The organism is Domibacillus iocasae (assembly GCF_001750285.1).
In the GTDB taxonomy this organism is placed as follows: Bacteria; Bacillota; Bacilli; order Bacillales; family Domibacillaceae; genus Domibacillus; species Domibacillus iocasae.
On the sequence record NZ_MAMP01000021.1, the window covers coordinates 334,498 to 350,358 of the forward strand.

The 15,861-nt window shown below is 42.5% G+C and carries 10 protein-coding genes and 1 riboswitch; of the genes, 8 read left to right on the forward strand and 2 right to left on the reverse strand.

Translation table 11 applies throughout. From position 1 onward, the window contains the following. Nucleotides 1-54 precede the first annotated feature (54 nt). Nucleotides 55-681 carry a TetR/AcrR family transcriptional regulator gene (locus tag BA724_RS10395; protein WP_069938589.1) on the reverse strand — a complete coding sequence of 209 codons (627 nt, stop codon included), beginning with the start codon at nt 679-681 and terminating at the stop codon, nt 55-57. A 222-nt stretch (nt 682-903) separates the two neighbouring features. Between BA724_RS10395 and BA724_RS10400 the strand changes: the two genes are divergently transcribed. The 5 genes from BA724_RS10400 to BA724_RS10420 all read left to right on the forward strand — a co-directional run bounded on the left by BA724_RS10400 (nt 904) and on the right by BA724_RS10420 (nt 11,058). Continuing rightward, nucleotides 904-2,589: a DUF4855 domain-containing protein gene (locus BA724_RS10400; protein WP_069938590.1), complete on the forward strand. Its 1,686-nt coding sequence runs from the start codon at nt 904-906 to the stop codon at nt 2,587-2,589. A gap of 552 nt (nt 2,590-3,141) precedes the next feature. Next, nucleotides 3,142-4,938: a DUF4855 domain-containing protein gene (locus BA724_RS10405; protein WP_069938591.1), complete on the forward strand. Its 1,797-nt coding sequence runs from the start codon at nt 3,142-3,144 to the stop codon at nt 4,936-4,938. Nucleotides 4,939-5,059: 121 nt separating this feature from the next. Further along, on the forward strand, nt 5,060-6,523 hold the full coding sequence (locus BA724_RS10410; RefSeq protein WP_069938592.1) for an O-antigen ligase family protein: 1,464 nt from the start codon (nt 5,060-5,062) through the stop codon (nt 6,521-6,523). Between the two features lie 398 nt (nt 6,524-6,921). After that, nucleotides 6,922-7,004, forward strand: a riboswitch (cyclic di-GMP riboswitch). A 14-nt stretch (nt 7,005-7,018) separates the two neighbouring features. Then, nucleotides 7,019-8,902 carry a S8 family peptidase gene (locus BA724_RS10415; protein WP_069938593.1) on the forward strand — a complete coding sequence of 628 codons (1,884 nt, stop codon included), beginning with the start codon at nt 7,019-7,021 and terminating at the stop codon, nt 8,900-8,902. A gap of 1,166 nt (nt 8,903-10,068) precedes the next feature. Next, complete coding sequence (locus tag BA724_RS10420; protein WP_069938594.1) at nt 10,069-11,058, forward strand: glycosyltransferase family 2 protein; 990 nt, start codon at nt 10,069-10,071, stop codon at nt 11,056-11,058. 34 nt (nt 11,059-11,092) lie between these two features. Here the strand turns inward: BA724_RS10420 and BA724_RS10425 are convergent, their stop codons facing one another. Next, nucleotides 11,093-11,425 carry a helix-turn-helix domain-containing protein gene (locus BA724_RS10425; protein WP_069938595.1) on the reverse strand — a complete coding sequence of 111 codons (333 nt, stop codon included), beginning with the start codon at nt 11,423-11,425 and terminating at the stop codon, nt 11,093-11,095. Between the two features lie 326 nt (nt 11,426-11,751). Between BA724_RS10425 and BA724_RS10430 the strand changes: the two genes are divergently transcribed. The 3 genes from BA724_RS10430 to galE are packed head-to-tail and all read left to right on the forward strand — an operon-like array spanning nt 11,752 to nt 15,831. Next, entirely contained in the window at nt 11,752-13,584 is a 1,833-nt protein-coding gene (locus tag BA724_RS10430; protein ID WP_069938596.1) for a polysaccharide biosynthesis protein, read from the forward strand. A gap of 25 nt (nt 13,585-13,609) precedes the next feature. Beyond that, nucleotides 13,610-14,809, forward strand: coding sequence for an aminotransferase class I/II-fold pyridoxal phosphate-dependent enzyme (locus BA724_RS10435; RefSeq protein ID WP_069938597.1), 1,200 nt, complete (start codon nt 13,610-13,612; stop codon nt 14,807-14,809). Further along, entirely contained in the window at nt 14,794-15,831 is a 1,038-nt protein-coding gene (gene galE / locus BA724_RS10440; protein WP_069938598.1) for a UDP-glucose 4-epimerase GalE, read from the forward strand. Before BA724_RS10435 ends, galE begins: the two co-directional genes overlap by 16 nt. Nucleotides 15,832-15,861: the final 30 nt, after the last annotated feature.

Below are 15,861 nucleotides of genomic sequence, written 5' to 3' on the forward strand. Positions count from 1 at the left end.
AGCTTGTTTGAGAAAGTCCTTTATCCGACTTTTTCAGACGAGCTTTTTTATGTATTATAATTTATCGGTTATGGCCTCGGAGCCGGCACAATCTTTTTTCAATCCGTACAATACGATTGAAACGATATCTTTTGCGAGTTCGTCTGCTGACCGCTGGCCTGTCCACAGTTTGGAAACGGTCAGCTGTTCAATCATGCCGACGAGTCCGTTGGCGGCGATACTCATGTCAAAGTTTACATGAAAGTAACCTGCGTTTGCTGCTGCAAGCAAATTTTCTTCAATTTTCCTGGCTATTTGCTCTTTCAACTGACCGGCGCTCGGAGAAAGAAAAAAACCAATTCGTCCGAGGCTTCTATTTTGTGTAAAGAATCTTAATATCGCAGACAGTCCGTCCCCAATCCGCTCTGGTAAGGATTCCTCATCAATGCCTGTATCAAGCCGGGTGTCATTCGCCAATTCAGACAGCTTTGATCGGAACAAATCCTCCAATTCTTCGAAAACCGCTCTCTTGCTTTTAAAGTATAAATAAAAGGTTGGCTGTGTCACCTCTGCTTTTTTGACGATATCGCTTATTTTTGTTTCATGATAGCCGTTTTCTGCAAATTCATCTGCGGCAATTTTTAATAGTAATGCCCGGCTTGCTTCGCCGTCCGAGCCTTTTTTTCGTCCGCGTTGTGCCATGTTAACCGTCATCTCCCTGCTGGCATGGTTTTTTAACTGTTTATATGTTATTGCAATTGCCACCCGACCTTGTAACAGTTAAAACTGTTACAAGGCATCAATACAACAGTATACAGGAAAAAGGCGTTATACTGCAAAAGTACAAAAATATTCCAAACACCTTCTATTGTCATGGGTTGAATGATAAAATATACCTGAAAACTAGATATAGGAGACTGATTTATGAAAAAAGCATTAAGTCTATTATTTAGCTGCATCTTAGTCATTACTTTACTGCCGGGCCCGGCTGGGGCAGCAGGCTTTAAAGATGTGCCCCGTGACCACTGGGCACATGATGAAATCCGATTTTTATCAGGCAAACAGGTGATTAAAGGGTATGCGGGGGGCACATTTCAGCCGCTGAAAACGTTAACACGAAAAGATGCAGCAATCATGGTCGTCCGGGCGCTAAAATGGCCGAAGCCGGCAAATCCTTTGGTGAAGCCAGCTGATATGAAGCCGACGATGGGCGGCTATAATGAGATTATAGCAGCAGTGAACAAAGGATTGTTTACGCTCTCCGGAAATAAATTTAATCCAAACGGTGCGCTCAGCCGTGAAGAAATGGCGCGTGTAATCGCCGTTGCCTACAGTTATAAAGGAAAAGGCGTATCTTCGTTTAAAGATGTGGCTAAAAGCAATTCATACTATAAATACATAGACGCGATTGCGGAAAATGAGATTACGTCCGGATATAAGGATGGCACCTTTAAACCAAAAGTGAATGTCAACCGGGCGCAATTTTCTACTTTCCTGGCACGGATTTACGGACAGCCGCTCGAATATGCGGTAAAACAAAATGGCAAAATTATTGCGTCGTACCGGGAGGAAGAGACGGCGATTCAAAAAGCAGTGCAGACGGCAAATGCGACTGTACACCCTGTCAGCAACTCTTTAATGACGTATGCGCAGCAGCCGCAGCCGATGACGAAATCAGGCATTAAAAACGGCGTCATTATTTACAATGGAGCGGAAAACGAAAACGGCTCATTGTTCAGCAAAGACTTTTTTAAACCGTATTTAGCTTATAAGCAAGGGAATAATTCGTATACGGGCAAAATGTTTGACTCGTTTCTAGTTATTGGACGGAAGTACAGCAGCAACGGGGAATTTGCGGAAGCGTCCGGCAATAAAGCGAACTATAAAGAATTTATGTGGTATGCGGACCGGACATTTGCAAAAGGCGGCGCTTTGGATGTGCTGAATCAGGATGCAAAAGCGCTTGGCAAAAAGCCGAATGTGTATATTTCGATTCCGTATCCGAAGCGCGGAGAAGCCATTGTACTGTCAAATGGAAAGAGTGTAAAGAACACATTGGCAGAGCGGCAAAAGCTTGTGAATGCCTATCGGCAGCAAGTAGAAGCAAAATGGAAATCATCCGGCTATACGAACTTAACCTTTAAAGGATACTACTGGCTGAATGAAACGGTTATTTCGCTTGAAGATGAGCAGCTTGTTGAACAAACAGCCACAGCGATTCATAAAACGGGAAAAACATTTATTTATTCCCCGCATGCCACTTCGACTAATTTTGAAAACTGGCAGACATACGGCTTTGACGCAGCATATTTGCAGCCAAATGCGTTTCGTTTAACGTTGAACGATACAGAAGCGCGCCTTCATAAAGCGTTTCTCCGGGCACAGGTGAACGGCAGCGGCATTAATATTGAAATTGACTCGTACTCCCCGCATCAAATGGGGAGCGGAGCGGTGAATTTCAGGGATTATCTAGAGATGGCTGCCCGCTATCGCCTGCCGGGTCAAAGCCTGATTATGTATCAGGGAACGGAGATGGTCAGCCGGATGGCAACATATAATGATCAAACATACAACAGCTTATACAAAGAACTGTATGAGATGATAAACTAATTAACTTAGCGGAAAGAGGCAGCTGAAACGTCAGACGTACGGGCATTTCAGCTGCCCTCTTTTTTTGAGTGGATTGCGGAAATCAGCGCCTTTATTTGCCCTAAAAAGAAACAAAACTGCACGAACAGCCTTCAGGTCAAAGTAAAGCCCAAAACCAACGAGTAACGTGGATAGGCACCCAGACAGAAGGTGGCTTACTATTCAGCTTTGTATAATAGTTACACTTGAATGAAATGCGGATATTGTCAGGAGGTTTAGTCCAGTTGCATTCATTGATATACATATTCGTGGCGTTGATTGATTTTTCATCAATCAAAAAGTTGAATAGGAATAAATTAATTAAAATATAATAACCAGCAATCTAGGAAAAATGTCATTTTTTTATAGTGAATATACGTTAAAAAATCTACGTTGTGAAAAATATTGAAAGAAAAGATTGAAAACTTTATAACATTTACGCCAATAATTTGAAAAAAATATAATTTTTTAATTATTAACGAAAACGCTATGGTAAACTAAATGTAACAAACTTGTCATACATAGGAGGAAAGAATGAAATTTAAAAAGGTGTTGTTTAGTTTAGCCGCGGTCAGTTTAATTGGTACTTCCATCCAGCCGTTGTCTGCAGATGCGGCAAGGTATTCGGATGTTTCATATAAATATTGGGCATATAAAGATATTCAATTTCTTTCATCTCATAAAATTATTGGCGGATATGGGGATGGGTCTTTTAGGCCGGGGTATACCATTACACGAAAAGATGCAGCTGTTATGTTGAAGCGTGTGCTTGACCCGATTGAACCAGTGATTGATGATATTGAAAAAACAGAAGCTGCACAGGCTCAGGAAGATGAAGCGGAAACGCCTGAAGTGCCTGGTGACATCCCTGAAGAACCCGAAGAACCTGAAGTACCGGTTGATCCGGATGGCATTTTGGACATGACAGAAAAATCCCCAGGGTTCGAAGCGGTTAAATCCGCTGTGGATGCGGGCCTTCTTTCGCTAAAAGATGGTGCATTTTTGCCCAATGAATCGCTGACACGTGATGAAATGGCAAAGGCTCTTGCCGCAGCTTTTGTCTTTAAAGGAACTGAAACATCTTCATTCACGGACGTTCCAGTGGAAGATCCATATTATGAAGCAATTGATGCCATTGCTTACCGGAATATTACAACAGGATATAATGACGGTACATTCCGTCCGCTTGAAAAGGTAACACGCGCGCAGTTCAGCGCCTTTTTATCACGTGTTTTCCAGCAGCCGCTCAGCTATGAAGTAAGAGCGAATGGACAAGTGATGGAGACTGTTTCAACGATTGAGGAAGCATTTGTGCGGGCTGAACAATATACAAACGGCACCATTCATCCGACCAGCAATAAGTATAAATCGTTTTCCCAAGAACTAGCTTCTGAAGATAAAACCGGTATTAAAAGCGGTGTGCTTATGTACAATGGCATGGAGCGGAAAGCTGATTTTACGCCGGAGTTTTTCAATCATTATTTAAGTTATACAACGCCGGAAGGCAAAGAGATGAGCATGTTTGATACGTTTATCGCCCTTGGCCGCACGTATGACGGCGGTGAACTCGTTGAATCGCCTAAAAATAACGCCAATTATGCAGACTGGCAGGCATATATTGACCGCACGTTCTCAGAAAAGGGCTTGCTGCAGAATTTAGATAAAGCAGCGGAAGCGAAAGGCCAAAAAGCGAATGTGTATATTTCGATCCCGTATCCGAAGCACAACGGTTCATTTATTGATTTAAATGGCCGGGAACTTGCGAACAGCGTCTATTCGCGTTATGACATTGTGAACTGGTATATGAGACAGGTAGAGAAAACATGGGATCAATATAATTTTTCTAACATCACATTTAAAGGATACTATTGGATGAATGAAACAGTCAGAGTTGAAGACGATGGACTGCTTCTTTCAACGATTTCACAAAAAATTCACCAGCAAAATAAGTTTTTAATTTATGCGCCGCATGCAACATCAACGAATTTTCACAATTGGAAGTCATACGGATTTGACGCGGCATTCTTACAGCCAAATGCATTTCGTTTTAATGTAAATAATAAAGTGGAGCGTCTTCATAAAGCATTTGTGAATGCTCAGTTGTATGGAACAGGCATTACGATGGAAATTGATTCTTATGGCTTAGCTCAAGCGTCTGAGGGTGTTGAAACCTTTACGCTGTATACAGACTTTGCAAAGCGTTACGGACTAGATGAAAAAGGGATGATTTTTTATCAAGGCGTTAATATGGTTGAACGAATGGCCACATATGACAGCCCAATTTTTCAAACGTGGCACCGACAATTGACCTCGACCTTTTTCAGTGAATGACAAAGAAAAAACTGCGATGAAGCAGTTTTTTCTTTTTTTTGATCGATGCACGCTTATTATTTTTCTGATACAATGTTGTGAGTGTGTTTTAAAGACGAAAAGGAAAGGATAGCTTACTAGAATGAATAATCGAATCTCATACAGCATTGCGGGTGCGGCCGCCGCCTTGTTCTTCCTTGCGGCTGCTATTCCTTCGACTATATTAGCGTTTGCCATTTCAGTTGTTGTGGCAGCCATTGCTTTTTTGCGTCCAAAAGAAGGATTATTATCAATTCTTATTTATTTCCCGATGCGTTCCTTTTTGACGGAAATGTCACCTGGCCTGAAAATGGCAGGTGATCTCATTATTATCGCCATTACACTGCGCGTGCTTTGGGATACACGGCGCGATGTTCGTTCTTGGTTTCACTTTCATGCATTTGAATACGGATTTTTCGTGTTTTTGCTGATTGGATCGGTTTCAGCTTTTTTGACCGGTGTTGAACCGGCTGCGATTATTTTCCAGCTGCGCGCATTTGTCATTACGTATCTGGTCTTTTATGCAGCGAAACGACTTGATCTGACAAAAGAAGACATCATCAGCTTCTTGTGGGTGACGACGGCAACAGCGATGTTGCTTGTTGTACAAGGGTTAGTTGAAAAGTTATCCGTCCGGACGTGGATGATGCCGGAAGCGTGGGTAAATCGGGCATTGTCGCCAAATAATCGGGTACGTGTTTATGGATGGCTCAACAATCCAAATGTCCTTTCCGTTTATTTGACAATTGCCTTTATGTGCGCCCTTTATTTACGTTCAATGGTTACATCCAAGTGGCTGAAGGTGGCGCTCTTTATCAGTGCTGTTCTGATGATGGGCGTGTGGACATTAACTTATTCACGGGGTACATGGATTGGCTTTGCAATTGGGTTTATCGTTTTTATTATCCTTTCGCGCAATTGGCGGTCGACAGTATTGGCCCTCACCGCAATTGTGCTTGGAGCAGTCGTTGTCAGTGTGCCGGTTACATCGGCGTCGCGGTATATTGAAGCCAATATTATAAACGATGTGCCGCGTACAGGAACAATTTCGGACAATGACACCTCGGAAGACGTTTCTTATGAAAGTAAACGTATTAAAGAAACGTTTGAATTAAGCACGGTTGAACTGAGTCAGCAAACTGGACGCCTGTTTGTTGTGAATAAAGGCTTCGAAATTTTCAAGGATCATCCTGTCATCGGGACTGGGTTTGCGACGTTTGGCGATTCAGCAACAAAAAGCTACAACTCGCCTATTTATGAAAAGTATGAGATTTTGCCAAATATGTATTCAGATAATCAATATATCCAGGTCATTGCGCAGACAGGTGCACTCGGTGTTATCGCATTTGCAGCCTTTTTGCTCGGTATGCTAGGGATTTTGTGGAAAAAGCGTCATGATAATCCGATTGTCATACCGGTATTGTCGATGCTGCTCGGCATTTGTGTGTGCGGGTTATTGTACAATATTTGGGAAGATAAAACATTTACAACTTATTTCTTTTTAATAATGGCGATTATTGTTTCTTTGAAAAACCAGGGGGAAAATATCTGGTTTCAAAAAAAGTGATTTAAAAAGCAAAGTGCGATCCTTTTGGAAAGAGTTATAAAAATTAAAAAATCTCTGTTTGTTGCGCGGCGCTGCCAGAATTTTTCTGTGCTGATTGTCAAATATAAAATGAAACCTCATCATGTGCCCTTTATGCATATGATGAGGTTTTCTTTTTATTAAGGTGAATGGGCCGGCGGAGTTCTTCAATATAATTTGACACTCGTACTGATTTATCCGGACTAGCTTATTAAGAACCGGGTCATTATTATCGGATAAATGAATGGTATGAAATTCCATTAAGGCAAGTAATGTGTGATTGGAAAGTTACTGTCATTGATTTGAAAAAAATATTTTATGGACACTTTATTTTTGTCGAAATTCTCCGATATATAAGTAGGTACATAGATACGTACTTTAATTTGAAAAGGCAAATCTGTGGAAACGCAGAGACGCAAAGCTATAGGGGCTAAGCCGTTTGGTATGCCAGCCAGCTGTCAGGAGGAAATAGACATCATGAAGAAAGCTGTAGCTAGTTTGTTAATCACTGGTTTAGTTATTGCTTCTTTTGGTCCGAATGCCGTGCTTGCCGTACCGGAAGAGGAACAAAAAGTTATTGTGGTATTTGATGAAAAAGTTGATAAAAAGGTGATTGCTCAAGCGGAAGGTGAGATTCACCAGGTGTTTAAGCAATTGCCGATCGCCTCGGTAACGCTCCCGGCGGATGAAGTCCAGCAGCTGAAACGGGATGAAGATGTTGTTCGTGTAGAAAAAGATATTGTCGTCCATACTTCTGCTCAAAGGCTGGACTGGGGAATTCAAGCGACAAATGTGCCTATTTCGTGGAATGCCGGCTTGACCGGCAAAGGCGTAAAAATAGCGGTTGTGGATACAGGGATTGCAGCTCATTCTGATTTAGCGGTTGCAGGAGGTACATCTTTTGTTCCCTACACGACTTCTTATGAGGATGATGACGGGCACGGAACCCATGTCGCCGGTATCATTGGCGCGGAAGATAATGGATTCGGTACAAAAGGTGTCGCGCCCGATGCGGACCTATATGCCGTGAAATCATTAAATAAAGACGGTTCAGGTAATTTATCCAGCATTATAGCGGGGATTGACTGGGCGATTACGAATAAAATGAACATTATTAACTTAAGTCTCGGTACGCAGACCCATTCCGCCGCTTTTCAATCGATGGTGGATAAAGCGTACGCCAATGGGATTCTTGTAGTCGCTGCAGCCGGAAATGATGGTTCCGTTTCGGGAATAGATGATACAGTGGATTATCCGGCACGGTACAATTCGGCGATCGCAGTTGGCGCGGTGGATGCATCCTTAAACCGTCCTTCTTTTTCATCTACAGGAAGTGCAGTGGAAATCGCGGCACCGGGTCAAAGCATTGTGGCTCCTTATTTAAATAATGGATATGCACGAATGAGCGGGACATCAATGGCTGCCCCGTATGTATCTGGGATTCTTGCTTTAATGAAGCAGGCGAACCCGGCGGCCGGTCACATTCGTCTGCGGGCAATGCTCGCAGAAGCAAGCAAGGATTTGGGACCGACTGGAAGAGATTCGTCGTTTGGGTATGGATTAATGCAGGCTTATCCGGCTCAAGCGGTTCAATCTGCTCCGGCTGTAAGTCCGGTTGCCACAAAGCTGAATGCCAATGTTTCGTCTGTTTATGCGCTGCCGGGTGAAACAAAAGCTGTTTCAATTACTGCTTCTTATGCAAACGGGCAAAAAGCAGACAGGACAAAAGAAGCCGTTTGGACATCCAGTAATCCGGATGTGGCAACAGTAGAGGGTGGTATCATCACCGTTCATCAATTTGGACGGGCTGTGATTCGAGCAGCAGAGGGCGGAAAAACGGTGAAGGTAGCTGTGGATTCAACCGTGAGGGCGATCACTGCCAGCACTACGCGTGTAATGGGGAAACCCCAGGAGACAAAATCAGTCCAATTAACAGCCATGCTTGCGAATAGAAGCAAAGTCGATGTAACTGAAGCGGTCCAGTGGAAAACGGAAAATGATAAAGTTGCAACGGTCAATAAAGGTGCTGTAACCATTCAAAACTATGGGAAAACCTCGATTGTCGCTTCATTTGGCGGAAAAACAACCAAAATTGCTGTTGACGCAAGTGTAAAGAGCTTAACTGCCGGCACAAAAAAAGTGGCTGGAAAACCAGGCACAAGTCAAAAAACAGTCGTAACAGCTCTGTTATCAAATGGACAAAAAACCGATGTGAGTCACCTTGTTACGTGGAAAGTGCTCAATCCAAACGTAGCGGCTGTAAAAGACGGTGTTATTACGATTAAGCAGTATGGAAAAACGTACGCCACACTTTCTTTTATGGGGAAATCAGTGAATATTTTAATAGAAAGTAAAAAATAAGCAAGATCCAGGACATGTTTCTTCTATTAAAAGAATAGGAGAGCACGCGACCCGAACTTTTTTGTGCCGGGTTGTTCTTATTAATAAAAATTTCGGTATTTCAGAAACTCAAGGTATTGGCCTGCAAAACGATTATATTTAAAGAAAGTGCCCAGAAAAAATTTTTCTTCTGGGCATTTTTTGATTTTTTTAACTATATAAGTTGAATTAAACTTCCTGCTTTCACCGCTTCCTATCATGAAAGGATCCCTTTTTAAAAAGCGGGGTAAGGGTAATGAGCTGCAGGCTGGCGGCTGTGCTAACAACGGGGGCGAAGGCTGAACCAGTCATCGCTTCGCGCTGCCCGCTTCAGCCTGTCCGCTCGTCCTGCAGGAGTCTCCGCCGCCAGCCCTCCGCCATTTCGCCTCTCGTTAAAAGAAGCAAGCCAAAATGATCCTTACACAAAAGAGACCGCCACAATGGGTATGAAGCTGATTTTTGTTAAACAGGCCACTTTTTAAAAGCGTGGATCAGTCACCCGGATGGCAGAAGGCAAAATGATAAGGTCAATTTATAGAGAAAATACTTCGCTGATTATTATTCTGTCCACCTGCAAAGGAAATTATTATTGTTATTTAAGCATGGTAGTTAGTTAATTATTAGGTCTAATTTCACTGTTGATTCAGTTAACAGACTATATAATGAATATATATAACGAACAAAAATGTTTTATTTGTTCTTTTTGAAGAATTATTTATTGAGAAACGGGAGGGAAATCATATGGACTGGAACAATACTGGTGAGGACTAAAAATTCAGGTTTTAATATTGCAAGCTCCTTCACAGCAGGCTAACCGCTGTTTTTAAGAGCGCAAGTTGTGCTGAATATAATAAATAATATGATTATTACACATTTATTTGATCGGCGTTATCGATATTTGAGAAAAGAAAAAGCGCAAAATCGGCCCATTATAGTAACACTGAAATGAAAAAAATATATTTACGATGATGTTGCACTGAATGGGAGGATATACGGGATTTTTTTAGCTAAAGATGCCGTTTGTCTTGTTTTACCAAATATGTTCTCCTTTGCGTTATGTCTAAACCAAGCGGAGTTTAGGTATATACAAGATGCCGGGCGCACGTTGTTAAGAAAGAAAATGGCATGAGAAAAATGGAGGGATTAAGGTGAGTGTGGATATTTCTGTGATCATACCTATGTATAATTGCACGGCTTATTTAAGGGAATGCCTGCAGTCTGTAGCGGATCAGAACATGGGCAGGCAGATAGAAGTGGTGATGGTAGATGACGGATCTACAGATGACAGCGGTGATACGGCAGCAGAGATTTTGCGCCAATTGGGTCTGAATGGGAAAGTACTGTATCAGAAAAACAGCGGTGTCAGCCGTGCGCGTAATCATGGATTGCAGCACTCATCCGGCCGGTATGTCACGTTTTTGGATGCGGATGATACGTTTACATCCAAGGCGCTTAGTCGGCTGCTCGAACAAGCGGAACGCATAAATGCGCCATTTTGTTATGGTGGATTTGAACACGTCGATGAAAAAATGGATAAGACAGTCCTTCCTTATACATATGAATACGTAGACGGAACAGGTGCTGAGGTAATGAAAGCGTATTTGCTGTCAAGAACGTGGGTGAGGCTTGGCGCGTTTATTATGAAAAAGAAATTGATGGAAGAAAACAACATTTTATTTGAAGAAGGGTGTAAATATGGAGAAGATCAGGAGTTTACGTTAAAGTGTATGGCGGTATCGCCGGTAATTACTTTTGTACCGGCGGCTTGTTATCGTTACAGGAAGCACAGTGGTTCTGTGATGAAAAAGTTCAATGTATCATGGTTTCATTACGTAGATGCAATGATCCGAACGGCTGATTTTTGCCGGCAGCATATTGGAGCGGATGAGGATTTACTGAAATGCTCCAGAAAAAAAATTGAAGAAGCTTATTTTACGACAGTGAGAGCGCTCCTCGCTCAAAATGTCAGTGTAAAGCAAATTCGAAAAACGATTTATCAAAATGGTTATAAAACCATTATTCGCCCGAATTCAGAGAAAATGACGAAAGTCCGCCTGTTTCATTTTATCTTTTTTTATCAATTTCTTCATGCTGGCAGGGGATTGTACAAGCTGCGCAATCGAATAAGGCCGGTTTAAAAAAAATGCCTGGCGCTCCCCGTGCCAGGCATTTTTAATGGGTTTTCCGGTATTTCAAAAATTCAATGTATTTCTGAAATTCTTTAAAATCCTCTTTTGTCATTCCGTCTTCAAGCCCATCAATTAAGACATTAATCCACTCCTGGTTGTTTTCCTCTTTGACCTCTTCTTTAGTTTCATCAATAAAATAGTTAGGAGAAGTATCAAGTGCCGCAGCTATTTTAGATACGATTTGAAGAGAAGGGTTAGTGGCTGGATTCTTTTCTAAATAAGATAAATAAGATTTGGAAATATTCGCTTTCTTAGCCAGCTGTGTAATAGAAAGGCCTTGTTGAAGCCGCATATATTTTATTTTAATCCCGATCATTTTTACCCTCCTTTGCTTTGGATAATATTCATTATAACGCACAAATTAAAAATAAAACATTAAATAAATGCAAAAATAGTCATTTTGTTCTTTAAAAAGAACAAAAGAGTCTTAATACCTATTATCTGTTATGGAAGGATATGATATACTCTGTTTACGAAAATAATGTTCTTTATAAAGAACATTATTCGTTGCAGATTGAACAAAGGACATGATTTTTATTTACAAATGGGAATTCAAGGTCTATAATATTCTTTATAAAGAACGACAGGTTTTTTATAGAGAACGAATTGGATGCGTGAAAATGAAGGTGGAGGAGGACAGCCATGAATTACCGTAAAAGAATTCTTGCTATGTCATTACTGGTAGATACTTTACTTATGTGGACCGCTGTTCACGTAGGGTGGCGCATCGCTGAGGGAGAGACGAATATACCGGTTTCTTATCAGGCAGCTGTGTTCCTTGCATTGGCTGGCAGCTATCATTTTTTTGCTTTCAAACACCAATTATATAAACGGGCATGGTCGTATGCCAGCACCGGAGAAATGACCGCTCTATTTAAAACTATTTTATTTTCGGTTATGGTCATGACACTCAGTGAGTTTTTGTTCACTGGATCGGTTATAGGCGAGCCTGCAATTGTCACTTGGCTGCTGCTTATGGTGACAATGACCGGTATTCGCTTTTCTAACCGGGTGATTGGAGACATGGAGTTGATTAAAAGCAGCCGCAAGAAGAAAACGCTCATTGTTGGAGCAGGTTCAGCCGGTATTATAACAGCAAGGCAATTGTTAAAAGACCGGCAGACGGATTTAACACCAGCTGTTTTTGTTGATGATGATCCGAGAAAGCATCAGCTCCAGATGCTGGGGATTCCGATTGCAGGCAGTACAGACCAGTTAGTAGAAATTGTTGAGCAGTATCATATTGATCATATTGTCATTGCCATTCCGTCGCTTTCCCGCTATCAGCTTGACCGAATCTATCAGATTTGTTTAGAAACAGGCGTTCACACGCAGATTCTGCCACGAATCGAGCAGCTAATGCTGGAGAAAGGGCGGATGCCGAAATTGGAAGATATTCAGCCGGAAGACTTGCTGGCGAGGGAGCCGATTCTTTTAAATACGGATGAAATTACTGACACGCTAACGGGAAAAACGGTTCTTGTGACAGGAGCGGGGGGATCGATCGGTTCAGAAATATGCCGTCAGGTCTGCCAGTTCCAACCGGAAAAGCTTTTGCTGCTCGGACACGGGGAGAACAGTATTTATACGATTGAGATGGAGCTAAGAGAGCAATACGGAGCTGAAATTGACTTTATTCCAGTTATTGCGGATATTCAAGACCGTGAACGGATGTTTCAAGTGATGGAAATGTACAAGCCCTCTGTTGTCTATCATGCCGCGGCTCATAAACATGTGCCCCTTATGGAACTAAATCCGCATGAAGCGGTGAAAAACAACATAATAGGGACAAAAAATACAGCTGAAGCGGCAACAGCGGTCGGTGTAGAACGATTTGTCATGATTTCTTCCGATAAAGCGGTGAAGCCTACAAGTGTAATGGGAGCGACAAAACGGCTCGCTGAAATGATTGTGCAGCATATGGACACAGTCAGTACAACAAATTTCGTCGCTGTCCGATTCGGAAATGTGCTTGGAAGCCGGGGCAGTGTAATCCCGCTTTTTAAAAAGCAAATTGAACGCGGCGGTCCGGTAACGGTGACTCATCCGGATATGGTGCGCTATTTCATGACTATACCTGAAGCCTCCCGCCTCGTCATGCAGGCAGGTGCGCTTGCGAAAGGTGGAGAAGTATTCGTATTGGATATGGGCAGGCCGGTCAAAATTGTGGATTTGGCTAAAAACTTAATTCAGCTTTCCGGATACAGCCTTCAGGATATTGGGATTTCGTATACGGGGATGCGGCCAGGTGAAAAGCTTTATGAAGAATTGCTTGATGCTGATGAGATTCATGAAGAACAAATTCATCCGAAAATTTACATCGGCAAGGCATCTGCACATAATGTTCAAGAGGTATATTACGTCTTGCGTGAATACGCGTCAATGGATCCGTCCCTTCTTTCCGGGCTGCTGCTGGATATTGCTCACCACCGCGTGGTAGGCCAAGAGGCTAATCCTATCGCTGTGAATCAATAAAGAACTAATGAAGGAGAGGATGGAAATGGCTCTTGTTTCAACAAATAAAAAACGAATTTTTTTGTCACCGCCTCATATGAGCGGAAAAGAGCAATGGTATGTGAATGAGGCATTCCGAACGAATTGGGTTGCCCCGCTGGGCCCGAATGTGGATCAGTTTGAACAAGAGATGGCGAAATATTCCGGAACAAAAGGGGCGCTGGCTACTAATTCTGGCACGGCGGCTATTCATCTGGCGCTTATGCAGCTCGGGGTCGGAAGGGGGGATATCGTCTTTTGCTCAACGCTTACGTTTGTCGCCAGCGCAAATCCGATTGTTTATCAAGAAGCGGAGCCGGTGTTTATTGATTCGGATGAAGACTCATGGAATATGTCTCCGCAGGCACTGGAGCGGGCTTTTATTGAAGCGAAGAAAGAAAACAGGCTGCCAAAAGCAGTTCTTATTGTTCATTTATATGGGCAAAATGCAAAAATGGATGAGCTTTCGGCGCTTTGCAGCCATTATGGTGTACCAATTATAGAAGATGCAGCTGAATCACTTGGCACTGAATATAAAGGGAAAAAGAGCGGCAGCTTTGGAGAATTCGGTATTTACTCATTTAATGGAAATAAAATTATTACAACATCGGGGGGCGGGATGCTTATCTCCAATGAGATAGAAAAGCTTGATAAAGCACGTAATATCGCTTCTCAAGCCAGGGAACCTGTTCCCTACTATCAGCATGAAACGACCGGCTACAATTACAGGATGAGCAATGTTCTTGCAGGTATTGGCCTTGCGCAGCTAGCGGTGCTGGATGAGCGGGTGGAGGCAAAACGCGCCCTTTTTGTTCGTTATAAAGAATCGTTGGAGTGTTTAGATGGAATTAATTTTATGCCTGAAGTGGAGGGGGGGAAATCGAATCGCTGGCTGACGACATTAACAATTGATGAGGCCGTTACAGGAATTAATATTAGCGAGCTGATTATTGCGCTGGAAAAAGAAAACATTGAAGCGAGACATGTTTGGAAGCCGCTTCATGCGCAGCCGCTGTTCAAAGGATGCCAATACGTTGCGCATTGCGAAGGCGATAGTGTATCAGAACGCCTTTTTGAGAGAGGGCTTTGTCTTCCATCCGGAACAGGCATGGCTGTGGACGAACAGGATCGGGTGATTGCTGTTATCGAACAATATTATGCCAAAAGTAGAAAAAGACAAGGGGGACGCATATGCCGATCTTGGTAACAGGAGGAACAGGGTACATAGGCAGCCACACATGTGTAGAGCTTTTGGAGAATGGCCATGATGTGGTTGTATTGGATAACCTTTCGAACAGCAGTTTAGATGTGCTGAATCGAATTCGCTCATTAACCAACAAGGATATAACGTTTTACGAAGGTGATCTGCTGGATCGTGATCAGCTTGAAGCGATTTTTAATGCTCATCAGATTGACGCGGTCATTCATTTTGCTGGTTTAAAATCGGTTGGTGAATCAGTACAGGATCCAAACCGTTATTATTCTATCAATTTGAACAGCACACTGAACTTGTTACAAGTGATGGATCAATTCCATGTGCGAAAAATGATCTTTAGTTCTTCAGCTACCGTTTACTCAGAGGATAACCCGATGCCATTATCAGAAAGTGCCTCACTTCAGGCGATCAATCCGTATGGGCGGACAAAATTAATCATCGAGCAAATGCTGAAAGATCATTATCAGGCGAACCCGGCCTGGAGTTTTGTTATTCTGCGTTATTTTAATCCGATTGGCGCTCATCTGAGCGGTGAAATGGGTGAAGACCCAAGGGGGCGACCGAATAATTTAATGCCATATATTACACAGGTCGCAATTGGCAAGCTGCCGGAGTTGAATATATTCGGAAATGATTATCCAACCCCGGATGGAACGGGGGTGCGGGATTATATTCATGTTGTCGATTTAGCAAAAGGTCATCTTCAAGCGTTGGAAAAAGCAAAAGAAACCGGTTTTTTCACTTATAATCTCGGTACTGGAAAAGGATACAGCGTTTTTGACGTCATTGAAGCATTTGAAAAAGTGTGTGGTCAAAAAATTCCATATCGGATCCTTAATCGAAGACAGGGCGACGTACCGGCTTGCTGGGCCAACCCCGAAAAAGCGAAAAAAGAACTTTACTGGGAAGCGAAGTTTGGACTTGATGAAATGTGCAGAGATTCCTGGCTGTGGCAAATGAGGAATCCGAACGGGTATGAAAAAACACATACGTTCGTATCGGATAAAGGCTAAAAAGTTATTAATAATTTATTAATAGAAAGA